The sequence below is a fragment of the Actinoallomurus spadix genome (genome assembly GCF_024055725.1).
Taxonomy (GTDB): domain Bacteria; phylum Actinomycetota; class Actinomycetes; order Streptosporangiales; family Streptosporangiaceae; genus Actinoallomurus; species Actinoallomurus spadix.
Genome location: NZ_JAMXMX010000022.1, coordinates 107,992 through 122,184, shown reverse-complemented (window position 1 = coordinate 122,184; position 14,193 = coordinate 107,992). Strand labels below are relative to the sequence as shown.

Annotated in this window: 11 protein-coding genes; 4 read left to right on the top strand and 7 right to left on the bottom strand. The window is 69.2% G+C overall.

The genetic code is table 11. From position 1 onward, the window contains the following. Positions 1 to 3 precede the first annotated feature (3 nt). A complete protein-coding gene (locus tag NE235_RS27950) occupies positions 4 to 603 on the bottom strand; it encodes an NADPH-dependent FMN reductase (protein ID WP_252808245.1) in 600 nt (199 codons plus the stop codon). A gap of 102 nt (positions 604 to 705) precedes the next feature. Between NE235_RS27950 and soxR the strand changes: the two genes are divergently transcribed. Both soxR and NE235_RS27940 read left to right on the top strand, forming a co-directional pair. Next, complete coding sequence (soxR, locus tag NE235_RS27945) at positions 706 to 1,176, top strand: redox-sensitive transcriptional activator SoxR (RefSeq protein ID WP_252808244.1); 471 nt, start codon at positions 706 to 708, stop codon at positions 1,174 to 1,176. 257 nt (positions 1,177 to 1,433) lie between these two features. Continuing rightward, positions 1,434 to 2,183, top strand: coding sequence for an alpha/beta fold hydrolase (locus tag NE235_RS27940; RefSeq protein WP_252808243.1), 750 nt, complete (start codon positions 1,434 to 1,436; stop codon positions 2,181 to 2,183). 149 nt (positions 2,184 to 2,332) lie between these two features. On the opposite strand, the gene NE235_RS27935 is transcribed toward NE235_RS27940, so the two are convergent. From NE235_RS27935 to NE235_RS27920, 4 genes are all read right to left on the bottom strand, one after another. Further along, the gene (locus NE235_RS27935) at positions 2,333 to 3,547 is read right to left on the bottom strand and encodes a pentapeptide repeat-containing protein (protein ID WP_252808242.1); all 1,215 of its coding nucleotides are present in this window, start codon (positions 3,545 to 3,547) and stop codon (positions 2,333 to 2,335) included. 176 nt (positions 3,548 to 3,723) lie between these two features. Further along, positions 3,724 to 4,035 (bottom strand): hypothetical protein, encoded by a 312-nt coding sequence (locus NE235_RS27930; protein ID WP_252808258.1) that lies wholly within the window; start codon positions 4,033 to 4,035, stop codon positions 3,724 to 3,726. A 102-nt stretch (positions 4,036 to 4,137) separates the two neighbouring features. Continuing rightward, positions 4,138 to 4,776, bottom strand: a complete 639-nt coding sequence (locus NE235_RS27925) for a DUF4352 domain-containing protein (RefSeq protein ID WP_252808241.1) — start codon at positions 4,774 to 4,776, stop codon at positions 4,138 to 4,140. 26 nt (positions 4,777 to 4,802) lie between these two features. Then, positions 4,803 to 5,666: a ribonuclease HI gene (locus NE235_RS27920; protein WP_252808240.1), complete on the bottom strand. Its 864-nt coding sequence runs from the start codon at positions 5,664 to 5,666 to the stop codon at positions 4,803 to 4,805. A 378-nt stretch (positions 5,667 to 6,044) separates the two neighbouring features. Here NE235_RS27920 and NE235_RS27915 point away from each other — a divergent pair, with 378 nt between their 5' ends. Next, positions 6,045 to 6,455, top strand: a complete 411-nt coding sequence (locus tag NE235_RS27915) for a hypothetical protein (protein ID WP_252808239.1) — start codon at positions 6,045 to 6,047, stop codon at positions 6,453 to 6,455. Between the two features lie 7 nt (positions 6,456 to 6,462). Here NE235_RS27915 and NE235_RS38360 read toward each other — a convergent pair whose 3' ends face one another. After that, complete coding sequence (locus NE235_RS38360) at positions 6,463 to 8,223, bottom strand: DUF3987 domain-containing protein (protein ID WP_252808238.1); 1,761 nt, start codon at positions 8,221 to 8,223, stop codon at positions 6,463 to 6,465. After that, positions 8,220 to 10,691, bottom strand: coding sequence for a hypothetical protein (locus NE235_RS27905; RefSeq protein WP_252808237.1), 2,472 nt, complete (start codon positions 10,689 to 10,691; stop codon positions 8,220 to 8,222). The genes NE235_RS38360 and NE235_RS27905 overlap by 4 nt, the downstream gene beginning before the upstream one ends. 319 nt (positions 10,692 to 11,010) lie before the next feature. On the opposite strand from NE235_RS27905, the gene drmD reads away from it, so the two are divergent. Next, a complete protein-coding gene (drmD, locus tag NE235_RS27900; protein WP_252808236.1) occupies positions 11,011 to 14,124 on the top strand; it encodes a DISARM system SNF2-like helicase DrmD in 3,114 nt (1,037 codons plus the stop codon). Positions 14,125 to 14,193: the final 69 nt, after the last annotated feature.

The window sequence follows — 14,193 nt, the reverse complement described above, 5'->3', positions numbered from 1 at the left end:
TCGTCAGGCGGCGTACGGGCGGACGGCGCGCGCCTCGCGCAGTGCGCGGGCCCACCACAGCAACTGGTCCAGGAGAGCCTTGGCGGCCGTCTCGCACCCGGCGGGATCGACCGGCCGCCCCTCCGCGTCGAACCGCTCCCACGCCTGGTGGAAGCTGACGGTCTCGCGGACCGTCACCGCGTGCACCTCGGCGAAGACCGGACGCAGGTGCTCGACCGCCCGCAGCCCGCCGGACAGGCCCCCGTACGACACGAACCCGACGGGCTTGGCGTGCCACTCGGCGTTGTGCCAGTCGATGACGTTCTTCAGCGAGGCCGGGAAGCTGTGGTTGTACTCCGGCGTCACGACGACGAACGCGTCCGCCGCGGCGAGGCGGGGCGTCACCTTCTCCAGCGCGCGGGCCGTCTCGGACGCCGGCGCCGACCCGAACGCCGGGAACGTCAGCGGCAGCCCGACCTCGGCGAGGTCGATCACGTCGACCTCCACGTCCGCACGCTGCCGGGCCTGCCCCGCGAACCAGTCGGCGACGGTCGTGCCGAACCGCCCTTCGCGGACGCTCCCCACGATGACGGCGACCCTGAACCGTTCGGTGTTCTCAGGCATGACGAAACCCCTGTTCATCTCGATGGAGTGACCACCGGGAGGCGGTCACAGGGACAACCATCGGACTTAAACAAAGGTTCAAGTCAAGCTACGCTGTCCGGTATGCCGGACCGTACGGATCATCAGCGCCCGAAGATCACCAAGGAACTGACGATCGGGGAGCTCTCCGAGCGCAGCGGCGTCGCCGCCTCGGCCCTGCGCTTCTACGAACGGCAGGGCCTCATTTACAGCCGCCGCACCAGCGGCAACCAGCGCCGTTACCACCGCACGACACTGCGCCGGGTCGCCTTCATCCGCGCCGCGCAGAGCGTCGGCATGCCTCTGGACTGCGTCGGCCACGTCCTCGCCATGCTGCCGCCCGACGCCGAGCTCACCCGCGACTTCTGGGTCGGTGTCTCCGAGCACTGGCAGAAGGAGGTCAATGAGCGCATCGCCAAGATGGAGCGCATGCGCGACCGGTTCACCGAGTGCATCGGCTGCGGCTGCCTGTCCTTCGAGCAGTGCACCCTCGTCAACCCGGACGACGTCCTCGCCGAACAGGGCCCCGGCCCCCGCCGCCTCCTGAACCCCTGACCTGCCCCTTACAGCAGCCGAGAGTTTGCGTCCATCGGCGGCGAAGGACACCGAGCCCACGGCAAAGTACCCGTCCCCGGGACTGGCATTGGGACGCGGGCTGCGTGGCTCGGTCAGGTCCCACAACCAAGCCTCTCGCTCACGCCCTGGCCGAAACTTCCGGGAACCGCTCGGGGGCGAGGAGAAGCGCCGCGGCGTGCCCTAACGTGTGACCGATCTGTTCTGACTTGCGTTGACGAAACCCCAGGGGGCGGACCGTGGCGGCGCAGATTCCGCATGTCGAGTACGAGCGGCCCGGGCGTCGGCCGGTGGTGCTGGCCATTCCGGGCACATTGTGCGCGCCCGCGGTGTTCCGGCCGCTGGCGCAGCGCCTGGCCGGGCAGGTCGATTTCGACGCGGTGACCTGGATGACCGACGCTGGCCCCTGGGACCTCGGCACCGTCGCCGACCGGCTCGCCGCACGCATCACACAGCGGCACGGCAGGCGCGTGATCGTCCTCGGGCATTCCACCGGCGGCGCCATCGCGCTGCGCCTGGCGGCCGGACACCCCGGGCTGGTGGCCGCTCTGATGCTCGTGGACACCGGCGCGCACATGCGGGGCCATGGCGACGTGGACGCCATCGTGGCCTCGCTGGCCACGGACTGGGGTCCGCAGCTGCATGCCAGGGTGCTCGACCGGTCATTCGCCACGCCGCCCGACCCGGCCTTCCGGGACGAGCTGCTCGGGTACGCGGCCTCGGTCCCCGTCCAGGCGGCACTGGACGCCCTGCGCAGTCAGCGGGACCTGGATCTGACCCCGGCATTGCCCGAGATCGACTGCCCGGTCACCGTGCTGCACGGACTGCACGATCCGACGAGAACGCCGGATCAGGCAGGGGAACTGGCCGAGGCCATCCCGGGCGCACGGCTGCGCCTGCTCGACACCGGACACACCCCGATCTACGAGGACCCGGACGCGGTGGCCGCCGAACTGCTCGCCCTGCTCACGCGCCGATGGGAGGCTTGACGACGGCTTCGGGCCCGTGAACGGTTGAAGGCCTCGGTGGTACCTACCGAAGCCCTCGCGCCAAGGAGTCGGACCGTCCTTCGAGTACGGCCGAGGATTTCGGTGGTCGGAACGACGAAGACCCTCGGCGCTGAACGCGCTGGAGGCCATCACGGCGACTGTCTCTTATCAGCGACGAGTCGGCCGCTGGTTCTCCTGCCTCGTTCGATCCGCCAGCCTGCGGGCAGGATGTGGTTGCGTCCAACATCGGTCAACCTAGCATCGGTCAATTCCGGCAGGTGATCGAAGCGCGTTTCTTCGAAATCGACGATACCGCCGAAGGTCGCTCCCCGGAAGTGAGCGGCCGCAGAGAAGACCGCTCGTCCGAAGAAGGCATCACCGTTGAACTCGGTGCCGCGGTATCCCGTCCCGCCGACCAGCGTCTCTCCGATGAAGTATGAGGTGCCGGGTCGGCCCACCGTCCTGAACCAAGCGCCGTCTTCGAAGGTCGCGCCGATGAAAGAAACGCTGCCGTCGAAGGTTGCTCCACCGAAGGATGCAGAGCGGAAAGACGTTCCACCGAAATGTGCGCCATCGGCGAACGTCGCCTCTTCGAAGTGACCATCCGTGCTGATGATGCAGTCGCCGAAGAAGGCGCGGTTGGTGAAGGTGGTGCGGGTGAAGTCGGCGAAGCCGTTGAAGACCGCCTTGGTGAAATCGGCACTGCCGAGGAAGGTCGCGCGGGTGAAGTTCGCGCTGGTCAGCATGCAGTCTCGAAGGCTGAAGGCGATGAGGGTCGCGCCGACGAGGTCCAGGGCCAGCCCGTCCCAGTACACCTCGGCGTTGGGATCCAGGTGGGTGCGTAGGATGCGCTGCGCGGCAAGGCGAACCTCGCGTTCTTCGGCTGCGGCCTGTTCACCCGGTGAGACTTCCGACTCGGTGCGGTACCTGCCGATCGCCGGCAGACGGCGGTCAGGGCGACGTTGCTCATTTGGCCGGCCGACCGAATCGAGAACGGGAGCGTAGGGCATCCGTAGATAGGCGCAGATGATGTTGACGATGGTCTGCCGGTGGGAGGAGTTGTCATTCGCGAGCCGTTCGAGCGTGTACAAGGCGGTTAGACGAACGGGAGCCTTGTCCGAGCCCAGCTGCTCGGCGGCGGCGTTGTACAACTCCGTGATCCGGCGTTCAGTCGCATCGCGATCGGCCAGCGCCGCCGCGACCTCCTGATGACGCTGCCGACGGAACGCCAGCATCAGCCCGGCCGCCGCGCCGACGCCGCCGCCGGCGGCCAGGCCCGTCCTGACCGCATCGACCTTGACCTTCGCCCGCTCCGTCCCTGCCGGCACCTCGGCTGCCACTCCGAGTAGCAAGGCGGTGGTCACCCAGATCGCCGCTCCGACGGCCGCAACGGCCGCCAGAGTCCACAAGCCTGCCGCAAGCGGCCGTATGCGTAGGCGTCCTAAGGCCTGACGGCCTGATCGCGGAACGACCGAGCGTCGTCGAATCGGTGTCAGCACCAGTCACCACCATGCATCCGGGCAGTACCTCGGAAACCATCTCACGCCGAGACGATGGTCGGGCGATGACGTCCAAACGGGAGATCGGTTGATTCCAGTAGGTCCTGGGCTCTGGCGATACGTTGGGCGAGCAGCCACTGCCCTGGACTCGTGCCGAGTTGTTCGACCACACCGAGCGGGAAGTTCTCCCATGGAACGTAGCGGGTCCTCTCCGCGGAGGCCGGGTAAGTGTGAGGGCGAAGTTTGATCGCGGCGAACTGCCGGCAGTCGCCTTGGCGGCGGTCGAGGAGGCTGGCCGAGAGCCGTATGACCTCGGCGTTCCCCGTGAGACCGGAAGGGGTTACCCAGGTCACTCCTGCTCCTTTGCGATCATTCTCGGTGCTCTTTCCGTATCGTTGTCCCGCAGGTCATGCCCCATGATCGGGGCGAGCCTGCCTGCTGTGACGCTCACCGCATCACGAGTGCAGCGGGACCTTCACGCCACCGGAGAAGGGGGAGTCGTGGAGTTCGAGCGACTTGAGGCTGACCCCGGCCGGTAGGTCGAAGACGAGGATCCCGTGAACGCCGTTGCCGGGGTTGATGTTCTCCAAGAACGCCTTGCTCTCGTCGCCCATGACGATGGTCGCCTCGCTGTCGGCGTCGAACTGCCGGCCTTCGGTGTCGGTGAGCTTCTGTGAGCTGCTGTCGAAGGTGCGCGCCTCCTTCCCAATGTTGACCACGGTCACGTACACGAGGACGAACCGGCCCTGTGCGGTACGGCCGACGTACTCGTTGCCGACGCGCCGTACACCCTTCTTGACCTTGGTGACGGTGAAGGCGAACTTCCCGTCGCGGTACTCGCGGCCGATCCCGTTCACCACGGGCTTCTTGGCCTGCTTCTTCGCCGGCTCCGCGGTCGTGGAGTGCTGCGGAGCGGACGCGGCGGCCGGGGGAGTGGCGGCCGAACCGGAGTCCCCCGCGCCGCCGACGGCGGCGCCGATCGCGCCGATGAGGACCAGGCCGCCGAATCCGGCGGCCGCGGCGATGAGGCAGCCCTTCGCGGCGGAGTTCTTCTTCGGAGGCGGAGGCAGGTAGGGGCCGGGCTGGGGATGCATGACGAGAGGTCTCCTCAGGGAAGTGGTCAGGCCGCGACCGCGGCCTGCTGGTGCCAGGTGAGCAGGAAGGACGCCGCGAGATCGGCGGCGCGGCCGACCGCGTCGAACGGCTCGGTCATCCGCCGCCGCGCGATCTTGGCCAGTGAGTCGGCGGCCTCGTTGAGCGGGTGGCCGGAGTGCCCTTTGACGTGCTCCATGCGGAGGCCGGGGAGGGCGGCGACGCGCTCGGCGAGCCGTACGAGCGCCGGCGCGCCGGACCGGCGCGGGCGCAGGTCGTACCCCTCGGGCATCACGTCGGTCCGGCCGCACTGCCACGTCCGCAGGAACGTGAGCGCGCGGCGGCTGTCGACGAGTAGCAGGAATTCGGGGACGTCTTCGATGGCCGAGAGCAGCAGGTGGACGGCGCGCAGTTCGCTGACGAGCACCTTGGCCGGTCCGGTCGGGTCGTTCCGGTCCGTGGTCCGGCCGCGGTAGCCCCACCGGCCGTCGGTCGTGATGTAGCCCAGGCCGCCCGCGTCCTTCTTCCAGCTCGCGTCGGTGGCCGCGATCACGGGTGCCGTGTCCGCCCACCGGGTGACCTGCCGGTGGACGCCCCGCCAGACCTGAGTCGCCGGCGCGAAGGTAGGCCTACGCCGGGCGCATGACCCGGCGTGGCGGTCGGCGTCCGCGTAGGACTCGGCCTCGGCGACGAGGACGCGCGCCCAGTCGTGCTGGTCGTAGAGCGCGGCGCGGAAGGCGAGGTCCAGCGAACGGCCCGCGATACGGCAGTACGGGCAGCCGTCGTCGCGGAGCACGCAGGCGCGGATCCGGCGTGCCCGCTCCCGCAGGTCGGCCGGGAGTTGGAGCACGGCGCGTTCGAACTCGTCGGGGCGCATGAGAGGGGAGGACATGAGGACTCCATCCGGGATGCAACGGACGGCAGTGGTCAAAATCGTCGGTTGCGACATCAGCCAGTAGACCACACGTGTATTCAGTACACAAGATAGTTCGGTGTACGGAACTCACGGCGACTTCTGGCGCGTGGCGGGGCTCAGGGGTGTGACCGGCACGAATCCCGGCTTGCCGGGGTGGCGAAGGCGGCCCGAAATCGGTGGCTGACGAGGCCGATGGCGTACGCCGAGGGTCTCAGTCCTCGAAACGACGAACACCCTCGGCGCTGGACGCGATCGGACCACCTGGCACCGCCGCAGGCGCCCGTAGCGAGGTGATCTTGGTCGCTGCTACCGTGCCTACGGCAGTTGGGACAGGGACGCACGAAACGGAGTCTCATGAGCAAGTCAAAGCGGATGATGGCACTCGCGCTCAGCGGTCTGGGTTTGGCCGCGGGAATGGTGTCCGTGACCGTTCCGGCCGAAGCGGCCACGACGCCGAGCGGTGCGTGCGGCAGCGGTTATTACCAGATCGATCACCACGCGCTGGGCACGGTGGCCGACATCTACCTGTTCTACAACGGGTCGTCCAACTGCGCCGTCACCTGGGTGAGGAACCCGACCGGGACCAAGAGATACGACCTTCGAGTGCACATCGATCGGCAGAGCGACCTCGTGTCGGCTCCCGACGGCGGCTATTACTATTACTACGCCGGACCGGTGAAACTCAGCGCCGCGCACACGTGCATTTCATGGGGTGGTTTCGCGGAAGGCATTCAATGGGCGTCCGGCTGGTCGCACTGCGGCTGATCGATTTCTACCATTGCCCGTGCGGATCGCTGGGAGAGCGCTGAGCGGGCGGGGTGAGGCGGGTGGCGGCCGCTTCGGTGAGCCGGTAGAGGTGGGTCGGACGGCCGCTGCCGGCGCGGGACACCGAGGTCTGGAGGTCACCGTCCAGGGACGCGAGTGAGTTGTCCAGGTCGGTGCTCGTGCCGAAGTTCTTGATCTTGGCTAGGAGATCCGAGCGGGAGAGCGGGGCGGGATACGCGCCGACGAGGGCCTCGATCACCTTCCGCGTGAGGTGCGGGTTCGCCGCGTCGGGCCGGCCCTTGCGTACGGTCCGCGCCGTGCCCGTGGCCATGATGTACTCGACGGAGTCGATGACGTACGTGACGAAGGCCTCGGCCCTCCGTAGGTGGCTCCGCGAGATCGAGGACTCCTCGTCGGCGAGGGCGTACAGGGCGGCGATGCGCTTGGCGTAGGGCACCGCGCGGCCCGCGAACGACTCGATGAGCTCGGAGCCGGTCGACAGGCCGGTGAGCCGGTCGTAGAGGTGGTCCGTCCAGTAGGCACGTGCCGCGTCGTCGAAGCCGATCCGGCCGACGGACCGGGCGCGGGTGACGGCGGCCCGTAGTTCGCCCGCGAGCCGGTCGGCGGTGGCCTCGGGCATCTCGTCGGCGAGTGGCAGCGACTGGCAGCGCTGAACGAAGACCGGCAGGAAGCGGTTGAAGGTGCCGCCGGCGACGTCCGCCGCCGACAGGTTGCCGCGGAACTCGTCTGGGGTGATGTGGCCGACGATCGCGACGTGGGCCTTCTTCACGGTGGCGCAGTCGGCCTTCCGCTTCACGATCACCGACAGCGTGTTGCCCTGCCACGCGGTGCGCAGGTTCTGGCCGAGCGCGTCGTCGATGCGCGAGCGCCGCATCACCTTCGCCCACTCTTCCTCGATCATCAGAGCGGGGAAGCCCGGGCGCACCTCCGGCTCGTCGTCGAGCGGGTCGCCGTCCTCGTACCAGCCCGCCTCCCGGGCCATGGCCTCCAGCTTGCCGACCAGCCCGGCGCCGGAGGAGGGCGATCCGTACAGCAGATGGCGTTCGGTGAACTCCGGGGAGACCCGCTCGAAGATCTCCATCGCGGCGTTCGTGGCCGTCCCCTTGCGGCCCAGCGCCGTCCGCCCGATGAGCATCGTCCAGACCAGCAGGGGATGGCGGGTCGAGCCGATGGCGACGTGCGGGCCGCGCCCGGCGGCGGCCGAGAACGCCGACAGGAGGGTCGCCAGGACGCCGACGGGATCACCTTCGGTGTACGGGTGGATCTCGCGTACGACCCGGCCCGGCAATCCGTCGAACATGGCTTCGTCCGGAAGCGGCCCCGGGCGTTCGAGCGTGTACCAGCCGCTCGCCGGCGCGGCCACTGTCTCCCGCTCGTCCTGACGGGTGCGAACCGGCCCCGGGCCGCTGCGCGTGGGCTCGGGCCTGTCGGCCTGGACGGCCTCGGGTGCGGACGGTCGCGTCGGACTTGCGCGTCGTTCCAGCCGGCGGCGGTAGGCGGCGTCGAGGAATCCCGCGTGGGCGGGTTCGGCGTCCAGGAACATGACCTTGGCCCAGCCCGGTATCGGGCGGTCGGCCCGGAGCGTGGCCAGCAGGCTCGCCGGGTCGGCCGCGACGACGCCTTCCGCCCAGCGCCGGAATGCCTTCTCTCCCGATCCGGCGTCCAGCACCGGGTCGGCGCCCCACCGGCTCTCCTCCTCACCATCGAGGAAGTGGAACATGCCGTGGCCTTCTCTTCGTTTGCTCACTCGAGTAGAAGGTCCTGCTCCGCGGCGACCTCCGCGAACGCCGCGTACACCGCCTGGGCGAATGGGTTGTCGTAGGCGTCGGAGAGACCCGGACGGGGGACGGCGTGGGTGTAGATGTCCGTGGCCAGGATCTGCGCTCTGCGAATCGTCGAGCCCTTTCCGTACTCCTCGTAGGCGCGTAGCCAGTCCGCGTGCGGCTCCTCGGTGATCATCCGATCGATGAGTTTGACCAGCCGCTTGGTGACGGCCTGCGAGATCCGGTCGAAGACGACCTGTTGTTCCTCGGGCTCCGGCTGAGCCCCGGTCCAGCGCACCGGCTTCTGGATCAGCAGGTAGAGCCTGGTCTCCAGATAGGTGCGCAGGCTCGCCGCAGGCCGTAGGTCCCGGTACTCGTCCGTACGGCCCTCCGACAGGCGACGGGTGAGCGCCTTGATGGTCGCCCAATGCTGTTTCTTGACCTCAGGGTCGTACGACAGTCCGAGCATGCCGTCCCAGAGGCGGTGGAAGACGCCTGCGGCCTCGGCGACGGTCCGGGTCAGGTCCGCACTTTTGTAGACGGGACGCGCGGGCCCGACCTCCATCTCGACCGTGTCGGCGGTCAGCGCGTCCATCAGCGCGACGAGTTCTCTGGAGGTGCGCAGAGGGGCCTTGTCCCTGGGGCGGGTCGGATCGAGCCGTCGCAGGTCGATCCGCCCCTGGATGCCGCCGACGAAGTAGGAGGCGTCGTACAGCTGACGGCGTAGGACCCGCTCGGCGACCCCGAGGTCCGCGCGGACCGCGTTCAAGACGTTCTCGGCGGACTCGAGGACATGGCGTTTCTGGTCGGTGACCGTCCGGATGTTGTCGCCCTTGACCAGATCGAGGTGGGTGAACAGGAAGTGCAGCTTGTCCCCGTTGCCGGTCGCGGCCGCCGTCCGCATGATCGCGACCGGGGCGGCCTGCATCGGCTGGGCGGCGTTGTCGACGAGGACGATCGCGTCGACGTCGTCCAGGCGCTTGCGGACACGGGTGGAGACCTCGGTCGCGGACTCCTGGACGTGTCCCATGCCCTCGCCGTCGATGAGTACCAGGCGCGCGTCGGAGTCCCGCCACAGTGGCCGGAACGGTCCGGACACCCGGATGCCGTTCACGAGGGGGGTCAGTAGGGTGCCGAAGAAGGCGGCCTGGTTGCTGGAGAATCTGGTGATGACGTTCAGGAACTCGGCGCGGTCGTCCGTTCCCCAGGTCCAGCTCACGGGCCAGCCGTTCGAGTCGCGCTGCAGCTCACCCGCGGTGAGGAGGGAGAAGCGCTTCTCGATGGCGCCGAGCAGAGCCTCGACGACCTTCTCGCAGATCACCGAACGTCGGACGCGGTTCTCCAGCTCGTCCTCGATGACCTCCTCGCGGGGCCGTTCCTTGTCGCTTGCCGTGATCTCGGTCTGGACCACGCTCACCTGGGTGTTCACCAGGTGTTGGATGGCCTCGACGACCTCCTGGATCATCTCTGCCGTGGTCGTGTCCGCCGGCGTCCCGTTTTCTCCAGGGGCGTCGCCGGAAGCGGTCTCCAGAAGCTCGTCATCGTCCAAGGCCTCGAGGTCGTCGAGGTCGTCGAGATCACCGGCCGCCCTCGGGGGCGACGGGCGGCCGAGTATGTAGCTGAACCGGAACCGCTGGCTGATGTGGTCGAGGAGCTTGTCGTAGACGGTCGGCTCCGGTCGCCCTTCGAACACCGCCTTCGCCGCCTCCCAGACGTTGTCCCGGAGGTGGTCGGCGATCTCGTCCCGGTCGGCGAAGGTCACTGCGGCTTGGAAGCGCCGGTCACCGGTCAGGATGAGTTCGGTGTCGGCGACGGTGGTCTTCGCCGAGGACGTGGAGGGGAACCGCTCGGTCTCGGGGTCGGTGCCGAGCAACTGGCGGATGACCGTGGTCTTCCCTGCCCCCGTCGTTCCAAGCAGCAGGACGTGGCGGTAGCTCTCCGCCGGTCCCGGCAGCGGCAGGAGCCGGTCGCGAAGGGCGAGGGAGTCCTTCCGCTCTTCCGCGGCAGGCTGCTCGGCCGCGCGCGCCGCGGCGAGTTCCCATTGGTGTGTCACCCGCGCCGCGAGTTCGTCGGACATCTTCCAGATTCCGAAGATGTGCGGTGCCGGTACGGGTTCGGGGAGGAGGATGGCGTCCGCGATTCGCCAGTGAATGAACCGCTTGTTGGCCCAGGGCCCGCACTCGCACGCCTCGTCGTCGCAGACGTCGACCAGCCTCGCGACCGCGACGACCATGGAGCGTTCGGGGGATGCCTCGGCGATCTCTTCCGGTGTCCGTCCGGTCAACCGGGACGTCAGGTGCATGAGTTCGGTGTCCACCGCCGCGCCCGCGCAGATCGCGATCCATCCGCGGACGTCGGTCGAGAAGGGGCGGTTGTAGACGTCCTGGTACCCGTGGGCGATCGCCCATGCGGCGGGCTGGGGAACGGTCAGGGCCCAGGTGGGTGCGGACACGTCACATCCTCATCGGAACAGCGCCCAGGGGGCGACGGGGGAAGATGCCGGAGGGCTGGTGTTCATGGGACGCGTGAGCAACGCTAACGGTTGCCTTGGCGAACCGATCGACCACCGTCAGTAGATCAGATGTGTATCCGGTACACAAGAGAAGTCCAAGTAGCCGTACTCACGAATAAGACGACCGTGGACGCACAAGCCCCAGTGGTCTACGGTGTGCGACGGGCGCGCGCCCGGGCGTGTCCGGCACCGGCCGCCTGCTGGGCGGCGCGATGCACATGCGCTAGGAATGTCCGATCCCCCGGACCCGAGGAGAGACGTGCCGACGCCGACCGCCGAACTGCCCGCCGAAGGCTCTCTCGTGCAAGTGCGCGGTCAGCGCTGGGTCGTAAGCGACGTCGAACCCGCCGCGCGCAGCACCCGAATCACGCTGCAGAGCGTCGAGGACGGCCGGTACGGCGAGACGCTGTCGGTCATCTGGGAGGTCGAGCCCGGCCGCCGTACGCTCCCGAGCGGCTCCCTGCCTCAGATCACCCGGGACGGTTTCGACTCACCGGAGCGGCTGGCCGCGTTCCTGGACGCGATCCGCTGGTCGGCGGTGACGTCCGCCGACGTGAAGACGCTGCAGGCGCCGTTCCGGTCCGGCGTCGCGATCGAGGACTACCAGCTCGAGCCGGTCGCCCGCGCCGTCGACGCGCCCCGCGTGAACCTGCTGCTCGCCGACGACGTCGGTCTCGGCAAGACCGTCGAGGCGGGTCTCGTCGCCCAGGAGCTCCTGCTGCGGCACCGGGGCCGCAAGGTGTTGATCGTCTGTCCGGCGGGCCTGACCGTGAAGTGGCGCGACGAGATGGCCGACAAGTTCGGCCTGGACTTCACGATCATCGATTCGGAGCGCTGCGCGGAGGTGCGCCGTACGCACGGTTCGGCGGCCAACCCGTTCGAGGTCTACCCCTTGGCGATCGTGTCGCTGCCGTGGCTGCGCGGGCCCAAGGCGCAGCGCCTGCTCGATGAGGTGCTGCCGCCGGACGGCCCGACGTACCCCCGCACGTTCGACCTGCTGATCCTCGACGAGGCGCATCACGTCGCCCCGGCCGCGCCGAAGCAGGTGTACGCCGTCGACTCCCAGCAGACGAAGCTGATCCGGCGCCTCGCCCCGCACTTCACGCACCGCCTGTTCCTGTCGGCGACCCCGCACAACGGCTATCAGGCGTCGTTCACCGCACTGCTGGAGATCCTCGACGACCAGCGGTTCGCGCGCGGCGTCGAGCCGGACCGGAGCGCGGTCGAGGACGTCGTCGTACGCCGGCTGAAGCGGCAGATCAAGGACGCCGGCGGCCGGCCGCTGTTCCCGCAGCGCGACGCGAAGGCGATCCCCGTCGCGTACCCGGAGGACGAGCGCGAGATCCACGGGCTGCTCAAGGACTTCGCCGACGCGCGCCGCCGGCGGCTGAACCAGACGCGGGGCCGCAAGGCCGCCGACCTGGTGACGCTGCTGCTGAAGAAGCGCCTGTTCTCCAGCCCGTACGCCTTCGGCCAGACCATCGCCGTCTACGCCGACACCCTCACCGCGAAGGGGAAGGCCGTCGCGCCCGCGGACGACGACTGGCTCGACGACTTCTTCGACGAGACCGCCACTCTCGACGACGAGGCCCTGGAGGAGGCCGAGCACGACGCCCTCGCCCGTACGCGCCCGCTCGTTGAGGAGGAGGCCGACGAGCTGAGCCTGCTCCAGCGGATGAAGGACTGGGCCGACGCCCACGAGGCGCAGCCGGACGCCAAGGCCAGGGAGCTCATCTCCTACCTGCGGTCCGTCTGCATCCCCGACGGGAGGCACTGGACGAACGAGCGCGTCATCGTCTTCACCGAGTACCGCGACACCAAGGACTGGCTGCGCGAGCTGCTGCGCAGCGAGGGTATGGGCGGCGACCGCGTCGCCGAGCTCGACGGCGGCATGACCGCCGAGGCCCGCGAGCGCCTGCGGCTGGCGTTCCAGAAGGACCCGGGCGAGCACCCGGTCCGCATCCTGCTGGCCACCGACGCGGCCAGCGAGGGCATCGACCTGCAGAACCACTGCCACCGGCTGGTCAACTACGACATTCCGTTCAATCCGAACAAGCTGGAGCAGCGGATCGGCCGCATCGACCGGTACGGCCAGCGCGAGACCCCGCAGATCCGGCACTTCGTCGGTACGGGCTGGGGCGAGGCCGTCGACTCGTACGAGGCGGACCTGGAGTTCCTGTCGCGGGTGGCCCGCAAGGTCGCGCAGATGGAGGAGGACCTCGGCGCGGTCAACGCCGTCCTCGCCGACGCCGTGCAGCGCCGGCTCACCGGCCAGATCGACGACTTCGACGTGGAGAACGCCGGCCGTGGCCGTACGCGCGGCGGGAACGTTCCCGCCGAATCCGACGTCGGCGAGCAGGTCCGCAGGCTCCGCGCCGAGCTGGACAAGACCGTCGCCGAGCTGCGCATCACGCCCCCGGCCGTCAAGCGCGTCGTCGACACCGCGCTCGACCTGGCCCGTCAGCAGCCGCTGAAACCCGCGGTCGACGTCGACCCGCTGTACGAGGTGCCGACCCTCACCGGCTCGTGGGAGCGCGCGTCCGCCGGGCTGTGGGAGAAGCTGCCCGCCCCCGGCGAGCAGCCGAAGCAGCGGCCGGTGACGTTCGACCAGCGGGTCGCCCGGGGCCGCGACGATGTCGTCCTCGCCCACCTCGGCCACCCGCTCGTCGCGATGTCCACCCGCCTGCTGCGCGCCGCCGTCTCCAACGACGAGATCGGCCTGCACCGCGTCGCCGCCGTGATCAGCGACGACCCGGAGCTGGAGACCGTGCTCGTCGGCGCGTACTCCCGATTCGTGCTGGTCGGCGCCGACGGCGTACGCCTGCACGAAGAGGTCCTGCACGCGGGCGGCTGGGCGCCGCCGACCGGCCGGTTCCGCCGCTGGGAGAGCGTCGGCCGCCTCGGCGACCTCCTCGACCGCGCCCTGACCAACGGCCGCGAGGCCACGCCCCGCATCCAGGGCATCCTCGCCGACCGCTGGGAGTCCGCCCGCGTCCGCGACGGCCTCACCGGCGCGATCGAGTGGCGTACGGCCGCCCGCCGCGAGTCGCTGCAACGCAAGCTCGACCAGCGCCGTACGGCCGAGCGGGAGCGCATCACCGCGAACCTGGAGCAGTTCGCCGCGAGCCTGAGCGCCCAGATCGCCCGGGGCGATGAGGAGGAGGACACCCTGTTCTCCGCCATCGAGGCGCGCAGCAAGGACGAGATCGCGCAATACCATCGGGACCGCAGGTCCTGGGAGGAGCGCCTGCGACGGCTGCAGAGCGACCGCGACCGGGAGCTGGAGCAGATCGACGCGCGATACGCCGACCCCCGGTCGCACTCCTTCCCCGTGGCGATCATCTTCGTCGTACCAGAGCGAGAGGCACAGTAGAGATGGCCCGGTACCCCCGGCACCGTGACAGCTACGACCACAACCGGTGGCTCGGCCTGATCGAGGTCT